At 73.1% G+C, this 9731-nt stretch carries 5 protein-coding genes and 1 pseudogene; 3 read left to right on the plus strand and 3 right to left on the minus strand.

The window, feature by feature from the left end:
* Window positions 1-2966: 2966 nt before the first annotated feature.
* The 3 genes from EAD96_RS17665 to EAD96_RS17675 form a co-directional block, all read right to left on the minus strand.
* Window positions 2967-3803 (minus strand): hypothetical protein, encoded by an 837-nt coding sequence (locus EAD96_RS17665; RefSeq protein ID WP_121685091.1) that lies wholly within the window; start codon window positions 3801-3803, stop codon window positions 2967-2969.
* Between the two features lie 132 nt (window positions 3804-3935).
* Window positions 3936-4238: a WXG100 family type VII secretion target gene (locus EAD96_RS17670; protein ID WP_013286988.1), complete on the minus strand. Its 303-nt coding sequence runs from the start codon at window positions 4236-4238 to the stop codon at window positions 3936-3938.
* A gap of 37 nt (window positions 4239-4275) precedes the next feature.
* Complete coding sequence (locus EAD96_RS17675; RefSeq protein ID WP_091416604.1) at window positions 4276-4596, minus strand: WXG100 family type VII secretion target; 321 nt, start codon at window positions 4594-4596, stop codon at window positions 4276-4278.
* 252 nt (window positions 4597-4848) lie between these two features.
* Here EAD96_RS17675 and EAD96_RS17680 point away from each other — a divergent pair, with 252 nt between their 5' ends.
* The 3 genes and pseudogenes from EAD96_RS17680 to EAD96_RS31560 all read left to right on the plus strand — a co-directional run.
* Window positions 4849-5259, plus strand: a complete 411-nt coding sequence (locus EAD96_RS17680; RefSeq protein ID WP_121685092.1) for a YbaB/EbfC family nucleoid-associated protein — start codon at window positions 4849-4851, stop codon at window positions 5257-5259.
* Window positions 5256-6152, plus strand: coding sequence for a WXG100 family type VII secretion target (locus EAD96_RS17685; protein ID WP_121685093.1), 897 nt, complete (start codon window positions 5256-5258; stop codon window positions 6150-6152). The genes EAD96_RS17680 and EAD96_RS17685 overlap by 4 nt, the downstream gene beginning before the upstream one ends.
* Before the next feature lie 26 nt (window positions 6153-6178).
* Window positions 6179-9731: pseudogene (locus EAD96_RS31560) on the plus strand (sugar-binding protein); the annotation flags it as partial.

The raw sequence follows: 9731 nt of genomic DNA on the forward strand, positions 1-9731 counted from the left end.
ACACAAGGCTATTCGTCGGCAGCGTCAGATGTGTATAAGCGACAGGGCATGCCCGGCTGGCCCACGATCACCGGAGCCGCCACGACACCGCCGGCCGCCGCGGAGCCGGCGGCCGGAGGCGGCGCGACGGCCGGAGGCGGCGCGACGGCCGGAGCCGGTGCGACAACCGCGGGCGGCGCAACGGCCGCGGGCGGCTCGGCCCGCGGCGGCGGTTCCACCGCCGGGGACAGGTCGACCACGGTCGGCACCTCCACCGCCGTCGGCGGTGCGATCACCTCGGGTACGGGCGCGCCCGGCAACGTACCGCCGATGCCGGGCACGGGCGCTGCCGGAACCTCCGGCGCGGCCGGCTCCTCGGCGGCGGCCCCCGGCACGCCCGGATCTCCGGCTACCTGCGGACCCGGTTGCGAGCCCGGCACGCCGGTGACCGGCGCGGAGCCGTCGAGTCCCGCGCCACCGCCCGCCGTCGCGTCGCCCGGCCCCGGCGGCGGGCCGGGCACGCCGGCTACCGGCGCGGAGCCGTCGAGTCCCCCGCCACCGGCCGCCGTGCCGCCGCCCGCCTCCGGCCCGCCGTCCCCCGGTCCGGCCGGAGTCCAGTCGGCCTCGTCCGTCCGGATCAGACCGGACGCGTCGGACGCGGTCCGGGGTGCGGTCCCGGCCGGCGCGTTGGCGCCCGGCGGGCCGGCCACCGGCGGCACCACACCGGCCACCGGCGGCGTCGCACCGGTGCTCGGCGGCACGGGAGGCGCGGAGTGGGCCGGCTCCCCCAGCCCGACACCGCCCGCGTCCGCTCCGGTGGGCGCCTGCGGTGTGCCGGTGTCGGGGGTCGACGGACGCCAGTCGTCGAGGTCGGCCTGGATCAGTCCGGAGGCGTCGGGCGCGTCCGGCACACCGCCGCCGGGTGTGCCCGCACCGGCGCCCGGCGCACCCGGCGCTCCGGGCATCATCGGCATGGCGGGGCCGGCCGGCGCCGCCACCGGCGAGTCGACGCCGACGCCCGGAGCCACGGGCGGGGCGGCGGGGATCTGCGGGCCGTCGACGCCGAGCCCGTCACCACCGGCCGGCGCACCGCCCGACCCGTCCGGTACACCCGCGTCCACGCCCACCGGTCCCCAGGTCTCCGGATCGCCGCTGACGAGTCCCCGGGCGTCGGGCGACTCGGCCCCGCCGGGATTGTTCGCGCCGCCCGCGGGCCCCGGCATGCCGGGCATGGGCGGCATGCCCGCACCGAGCCCGGCGCCGCCGGACGAGGCGCCGGCCGGCGCGCCCGGGACCTGCACGCCGTCCAACCCGGGTGACCGCCAGTCCGCCTCGTCGCCCTCCACCAGGCCCTTGGCGTCAGGGGCCTCGGGGACACCGGATCCGCCGCCGGCACCGGCACCGGGAGCGCCCGCGCCGGGCATGCCCGGCATCATCGGCGACTGGAAGCCGCCGCCACCGGGCACGGCGCCACCGGGGGCGGCCGGGATGTCCACACCGTCGACGGCGCCGGGGACGAAGTCGTCGCTGTTGCCGAGCAGCCCGTTCGCGTCCGGCTTCTCCGGCAGGCTCGGGCTACCACCCGCGCCGGGGCCGGCACCGCCGGGTGAGCCGAAGCCGGGGACGCCCGGCGCGGTGAAGCCGCCGCCCGGTCTGCCGATGCCTGCACCTGTGCCGGCCCCGGGCTTCGGGCCGCCCACCTCACCCGGTCCGGAGAACGACGGCGGCTTGACCGAACCGGCGCCGCCCGCGCCGCCGCCGAGGTTGGCCGAGCCGGGCGGCTTGATGCCCGGCGGAACCACACCGGGGACGAACCCGCCCGGCACGCCGCCGCCACCTGGTAGGCCGCCACCGCCCGGGAAACCGGCTCCCCCCGGCCCGTTGATGCCCGGTGCGTCGAAGCCGGGCAGCCCGCTGCCGCCGCCGGGCGTGGGACCACCGATCTCGCCGGGTCCGGAGAACGACGGCGGGGTGAAGGCCCCCGGTCCCTGGCCGGTGCGCGGTCCGCCGGTGCCGGGCCCACCGGACAGGTTCGGCGGGGTGATCGTGGGCACCGTGATGTTCGGCGGCGCGTTGACCGGCGGAGTGGTGACGCCACCGATGGAGGGCGTGGTGAACACCGGCGGGGGGACCGTCGGCGGGGGCGTGAGGTTCGGCGTCGTGAGGTTGGGGGTGGTGAGGTTCGGCATCGTCGGCGTGGTGATGCTGGGCGTGGGCATGGTGACCCCGGACGTCCCCGCCCTGTCGGTGGTCATCCGGTACTTCTCGGCGACCGTGTGGACGACCTCGGACATCTGCTGGGCCATCGGCTTCTCGTACTCCGTGCCGCTGATCGGCACCGGGCCGCTGCCGCTTCCGACGCCGTTGTCCGAGGCGATCGACGCCCAGGCGCGGTCCAGGTAGGTGATCGTCTGCTGGGCCCAGGCCAGATGGTTGGCGGCGTCGTAGAGCTGCGACGGCAGCGAGTTGCGGTTGGTCGAGGAGTTGATGCTGTTGGCCGCCGTGGTGGAGTCCGGGACTGCGCCGCCGGCCAGGTGCTCTGCCTGCTTGCCGAGCAGGTCGGCGTAGTAGTTCATCTTGTCGCGGAACCCGTTGGCCGCCGGCCCCTTCCACGCCTTGTCGTCGCCGACCATCGAGGTGACAGCGGTACGGATGGTCTGTTCGAGCCAGATCAGCAGGTCCTGGGTCGCCTGGAAGGCCTGCGCGGTCTCGACGACGGACCGGACGCTCACCAGCGTTTTGGCATGGTCCTGTCCGCTCTCGGTGGTCAGCGCGGCGCCGCCGTTCACCGCGGCCTCGAGCTTCCGCCAGCCCCGGGTCTCCTTCGCCCAGGTCTGGTAGTCGTACAGGTCGCTGACGGGGATCACCTTGGGTGGGAAGGTGGCCGCCTCCTCCGCGGGGTCGTTCCAGCCGTCGAGCTTGCTGTCACCGAGACCGTTGCCCATGCCCTGTCCCTCTTCGCGAGCGGCGAGACCTGTCCGCCCGCGTCAGTTTCCGTCGGTCTTGACGATCTTCTGGCCGTAGGTGCTCAGGTTGTCCAGGCCCTTGAAGGAGTCACCCATGATCTCGCCGAGCTTGTCGGTGGTCAGCGCGTTCAGCTCTTCGAGGTTCTCGTACTCCGCGGCCATCTTCAGCAGGGCGGCCTGCACCGCGAGCAGGGCGGTGTTCATGTTGACGAGCATGTCCTTCATGTCGCCCTTGACGCCGCCGTCCTGGGCCGTCGCCCCGACGATCGCCTGCCGCAGCACCTCGGCCCGGGCGAAGGCGCCGGGACGCGGGTCGATCGCGCCCACCTGGTCGGCCGTGGTGAGCAGGATCTTCCCCGCGCCGGTGATGCTGCCCAGCACGTCCTCCGCGAACCACTTCAGGGCGGCGGTGTTGACCGCCACGCCACTGGTCGAGGCGGTGTCACCCTTGAACGTCGGGTTGATCGCCGGCGGTTTGAAGCCCGAACCGGTCTGGATCTTGTCGTCGATCCAGTCGGACTGGTCGGTGAACGCGGGCGGCTTCACGTTCGACGGGTCGGTGATGTTGTCCTTGTACGTCTTGACGAGGTTCTTCCAGCCGTCGGTGTCGAGGATGTTCTTGTCGTACCAGTCGCGGGCCTCGATCCACTCCGGATGCTCGGCGCGGACCTCGTCCTTCCACTTCTCGTAGTTCACGCCGGTGCGATTGTTCTGGTTCTTGTTGTAGAACGCCATCCAGGAGTCGTGCGCCGCCTGAACGGTGCCCTCCGGCTTGTTGAGGGCGGCGTCGCCCATGCCGTAGGCGTTCATCGCGCTGATGGCTTTGTCGTTGGGGTATCCCCAGTCAATGCGGGCCATGGAGCTCACTCCACTCGAGAGTCGACGACGGAACGTTGGCACAGACCCCAGCGGCCCGGGTCGTCTAGCTCACCGGGCCGGGGACGGACGACGTGGGCCGCCACGCCGCGTCCGCGGCGGCCGTCCGGCGGTTCAGCCGCCGCGGACGTCGTTCCAGATCATGGCGTGACGCTGCTCGGTGGTGCCGTAGTTGTCCGAGATCTGCAGCAGCGTCATCCGGGCCTGCTCCAGGTAGCCGACCATCGAGTCGGCCGCCTGGTTCCAGGCCAGCTTCGAGACCTTGTACTGCTCCTGGGCGGCACCGGTCCACTGGGCGAGGCTGGCCTCGACGGTGCGCTCCATCTCCTCCAGCGACGACTGGATCTGACCGTTGATGCGGTTCATGTCGGTCAGCACGGCGTCTGCCTGCACGAAGTCGAAGGTGTAGTTGGACATGTCGGTCCTCTCGGGAGATCGGGGGTCGGGGTGCGGCTCAGATGCCCGGCAGGGCCGCGCCGAAGGAGTTGGCCACGCTCGACGCCTCGTCCTCGGCCGTCTGGTAGCCCTTGGTGGTGACACCCATGACCTCGAGCATGTTGAGCAGCTCGTTGATCACCCGCTGGAAGGCGTTCTCCCAGTTGTCCATGGCCTGGTTGAAGCCCTGCGACGCCTGGCCGGTCCAGGACGAGATCAGGATGGCCATCTGCCCGTTGACCGCGCGCAACTGGCCGGTGAATTCGGTGGCCTTGTCGGAGAACTCCTGGGCAGCCCGCTGCATACCCTCTTCGGTGGTGCTGACGATCGGCATCGTCACGGCCGGACTCCTCGTGTCAGGGAACGGTGGCAGGGAAGAGTGTTGATCCGCGGCCGTGCCCGGCGGCAACCCGGTCGCGCCACCATGTCCGAACGTCACCCAACATTGCACGGCAGCGCCCCCGGAACGGGCGGCGCCGGCCGACAGCCCGGGAAGAGTGGTTGCACTTTCATGCACTGATCCCCGGCCGGAGTTCCGGCGGGACCGGGGCGGCGTCTTCACTGGACCGCGACGTCGAGGGAGTGGTCCGTCGTGAACTACAGCGAGCGCATCGAAGGCCTGTTCCAGGAGTACGAGCGGCAGCGCAACAGCCTCGCCGAGATGCAGGCCCGGATGAGTGCCCTCTCGGCCACCGCGACGTCACCGCGACGGGAGGTGAGCGTCACCGTCGGCCAGAACGGTGTGCTGACCGACGTCCAGTTCCCCTCCGGCGCCCACAAGCGGCTCACCACCGCCGACCTGACCCGGCTCATCCTGGAGACCTACGCCGACGCCAAGGAACAGGTCATGAACCAGGCGGCCGAGGTGCTGGCGCCGGTGCTGCCGGACGGCCTCGACGCCCACAAGCTGGTCCGGGGCCAGGCCGGGGCCGACGCGTTCCTGCCCAAGGAACCCCGCATGGTGACGAGCGTGCGGGAACTCCTGACCCGGGGGCCCGAATGATCAGCAACAATCCGGGCGGGCGGCTGTGGGTCGACCCGGACGGCGTGGAAGGGCTCGGCAGGGCGTACGAGTCGCACGTGCAGCTCTACGAGTCCTACCTCGCCCAGTTGACCGCCCTGCGCGCCCGGTACGCCAACGCCTGGGGCGACGACGACATGGGCGAGCAGTTCTCGACCAAGTTCCTGGAGGGCCTGGACAACCTCGAAGCGATCATCGGCGGCGTCAAGGGCACCCTGCACTACACCGCCCAGGGCCTCACGGAGAGCGGCCGGGCGTACCGGGAGGCGGACGAGGCCGCCCTGGACGTCAGCCGGAAGATGGCCAAGGACTTCGACCGCCTGGACGGCCCCACGTACGCGACGCGGGCAGCCGTCACGGGCCGGGTGCTGGAGCCCACCGCGGAGGGTGAGCCGCGCCGGCGCCATCTGCTGTCCCGCAAGCTGGCGGTCAGTGAGCCGGCCGGTGCGCCGGTCACCGAGCAGGCCCGGCTCCTTCCGCAGCAGCAGGGCACGCCCATGCGGTCGGTGCGGCCCGCCGAGCCGCTGCTCCCGGTCACCGCCGCCCTGCCGGCCATCTCGTCCTACTTCGTGCAGCCGGAGTACGCGACCGCGCACGTCGGCGGCCGGCCGCTGCCCGAGGAGTACCGCCTGATCGCGCTCAACCCGTTCGAGGACGGCAGCACCCGGGTGGACGCGAACCTCTACGACTCGATCACCCCGCTGACCGGCACACCCGTCACCACCCCGGACGGCAGGACGATCGATCCCGGACAGGGCCGGTTCTTCGTCGTCAAGGAGAACCCGGCCGTGGACCCCACCGCGCCCGGCTACCAGCCGCTGTACCTGAGCTACGCGCCCGACGGCACGCCCACCCCGATCATCCCCGGCGCCTGAGCCACCCACCCGCGCCCCGCTAGGACATGCCCGACTTCCACATTCCCAACGACCCGCAGTGGCAGTGGGCGTACGACCTGATCCTCGTCGCCGTCGGCGAGGAGTACCCGAAGGCCGACCCCACCGCCCTGCGGGCCATGGGCGACGAGCTGTACGCGCTCAGCAGCACCATCCTCAACGGGATGGGCGCCACCGCCAACCTCGGCTACGGGCTGGCCGGGAGCCTGTCCGGCCCGGCGATGGACGCGTTCCAGCAGTACCAGGTCGGGATCACCAGGAACGTGCCGGCCGGCGGCAACATCGCGCTGGCGCTGGGCGGCTCGGCCTACAACTTCGCGCTGGACTCGGAGAACACCCAGTACAACATCGTCATCGCGGCCTTCACCCAGGTCGTGGAGATCGCCATCGCGCTGGCCTCCGGCTTCGGTGCGGCGGCGGTGCCTGCCCTGATCAAGATCGGTCAGGAGATCGTCGGAGCGTTGATCAGCCTGTTCCGCCAGCGGCTACAAAACATGCTGATGCGGCTGGCCTGGGAGGCGTTCCAGGAGGGCCTGGAGGAACTCTGGCAGAGCGCCGCCGCCCAGGTCACGCAGATCATTGAGGGCAACCGCAAGTCCCTCGACTACAAGGATCTGGCGATGGCGTTCGCCGGTGGCGCCTTCATCGGCGCGGGCGTCAGCGGCGTACAGATGATCGGCGGCAAGTTCTTCCCGAAGATCAACAACAACGTCCTGTCGCGGGAAGGGCTGTCGGCGCTCGCCGAGACGCTGTTCGAGGGCCTGTTCACCATGATGGTCGGCGGCGGCGGCTTCAACCCGTGGGCCACCATGAGCTCGTCGATGATCGGCGGGATGGCCCACCACTACGCCACAGTGGTCGGCCAGAGCTACGGCCCGGGCGCCGCTGCCGGAGCACCACCGCCGACGATCGAGACGAACAACCTCACGACCACCGCGCCCACGCCTCCGCCCACGGCCGTGGACGGACCACCCGTTCCCCCACCCGTCGGCTCCGCCCCCGGCCCGGGCAGTCAGGGCGGCGGTCCGGCCAGTCAGGGCGGCGGCCCGGGCAGTCAGGGCGGCGGTCCGGCCAGCCAGGGCGGCGGTCCGGCCAGCCAGGGCGGCGGCCCGGGTCCACAGCCCTCGGGTGGGCCGGTCGCCGGGGGTGGCGGTGCCGGTCAGGGGTCCGGGCACGGGTCCGGGCAGGGCGATGCCGGGAGTCAAGGGCCGGCGCAGCAGGGCTCCGGGAACCAGGGCCCCGGCAGTCAGGACACCGGCCAGGGCAGCGACGCTCCGGGCACCCAGCCCTCCGGGGGCCAGACCCCGGGCGGGCAGACTCCGGGCGGTCAGGCCGCAGGCGGTCAGACCCCGGGCGGCCAGGCCGCAGGCGGTCAGACCCCGGGCGGCCAGGCCACAGGCGGTCAGACCCCGGGCGGTCAGACTGCGGGCGGGCAAGCCCCTGGCAGTCAGACCGCTGACGGCCAGATCGCGGGCGGTCAGACCCCAGGCAGTCAGACCTCGGGCGGTCAGACCTCGGGCAGCCAAACCGGGGGCGGGCAACCCGCGGGTGGCCAAACCGCAGGCGGGCAAACGGCGGGCGGGCAGACGGCTGATGGCCCATCGTCGAGCAGCCCCACCGCTGATGGCCAGACCGGCGGAGGTCAGGTCCGCGACGGCTCACAGGACGGGGCCCAGAACGGCAGTACGAGCCCGAGCGGCAGCACGAGCCCGAACGGCGCCGGAAGTCTGAGCCCGAGCGGGCACGGCACCGCCGGTCAGGGCGCCGACGGCGACCCGCGTGGGGTCGGCGGTGCGGCCCCGGGGTCGGGCCCGCTCGCAGGCGGCGAGGTCACCACCCCGCGCGCCGACTCGACGGGCACGCCGAACGGCACCCCGGCGGGCAGCGGCACCGGTACGCCCACGACCGGCACCCCGAGCGGCACCGGCACGCCCACGATCGGCACGCCGGCCGCGGTCGCGGACGTCACGGCTCCGTACGGCGGCGGCCTTCCCGGTTTCGATGCTCCGACGCCGAGCAGCGGGCCGACCGGTTTCGACACACCGGCGCCCGCGACGTCGCCCGCCGCCACCCCCGGCCCGGCGGCTGTCCCGGCGTCGTCGCCCAGCCAGCCGGCCGGCGCGGCCACCCCAACCGGCGACCCGGCACCGTCCACCGTCACGCCGAGCGCCGCCGCATCGAGCGCCGGCACTCCGGCCACCGTCATGCCCGGCCCGGCGGCACCGACGACCGCCGCACCGGCCACCGTCACGGCGAGCACCGGGACGACGTCCACGAGCCCGCCGTCCACGAGTTCACCGACCAGCACGCCGAGCACCGGCACGTCGACCCCGAGCACATCGACCACCGGCACCTCGCCGTCGACCCCGACAAGCACCGGCGAGCCGACCGCTCCCTTGCGTGACGTCGTCAGCACCGTGGAGGCGCCCCCACCGCCAGTCACACCCGTCGAGGGCATCTCGGTCGACGGTCCGGCCGTGGTCGCCTCCCCGGCGACCGATCCCGGTGCCGGCGCGACGCCCGCACCGGAACCGGCGGTCGCGGCACCCGGCCCGCTCAGCTCCACCGCCGTCGACACCACGACGGCCGACGTCCCGGTGGAAGCCGACGGCCGAGGCACGGGGGCGGACCGGACCGGCGCCGGACCGACGGGTGCCGTGGACACCGCGCCGACGCCGGACGGCCAGCCGACGACAGGGCAGCACGACACGGCCGGTCCGGCGCCGGACGGACCGCGTGGCATTCCCGCGCCGCTCGCCGTCGCGGACCTACCCGCGCCCACCGGGGCCGGGCCGAGCCCGCAGTTCCGGCAGGCCAAGGCGAGCGCGGAGCCGAAACGACTGCGCACCGAACGGTACGTGCCCTGGAAGGACACCGTCGTCCCCGGCACGCACCTGCTGCGCGGCGAGATCACGACGATCGACTTCACCACCCGGGAGTTCACCGCAGACGGCCGGGACTACCGGTCGTTCGACGTACACCTGGATCTGGTCTCCAAGAACGACCGAATGTCTCCCCGGGAGCTACGGGACTTCGCCGACGCGGTGCAACGCACCGTGGACGAGATGGTCAACGGTCGGTACACGCTGCCCGACGGCCGCCTGCTGCACATCGACCTGGTCGTCGACACGCCGCCGTGGCGCGACGGCATGACCCGTGACTGGCAGGCCGACCCGCGACGCAACCCGCCGGTCGAGGTGACCTCGGAGACCGGGGTCGGCACCGACCAGCACCGGTGGAACACCGGCGACCGCCTGCCCGTGATGGTGCACGAGGTGATGCACTACCTGGGGGCCAAGGAGGGTCACCAGGCCCCCGAGCGCCTGTTCACCACCGTCGGCCGCCCGGGGGTGATGGGCCTCGACGTCGACACCCTGCCGGCGTCGCCGGAGCAGGCCGCGACCTCGACCGGGCCGACCGGCTATCTCACCGCTGTGGACCTGGCGACGATCCACGACGCCGCGCTGACCGCCGGCCCGGTGCGCGACCTTCCGGTCCCGCGGACGCCGCACGACCAGACGCCGGACCCGCGTCCGAACCCGCAGATTCCGTCCCGCGCCC

The sequence above is a fragment of the Micromonospora sp. BL1 genome, from assembly GCF_003667485.1.
Classification (GTDB): Bacteria; Actinomycetota; Actinomycetes; order Mycobacteriales; family Micromonosporaceae; genus Micromonospora; species Micromonospora tulbaghiae.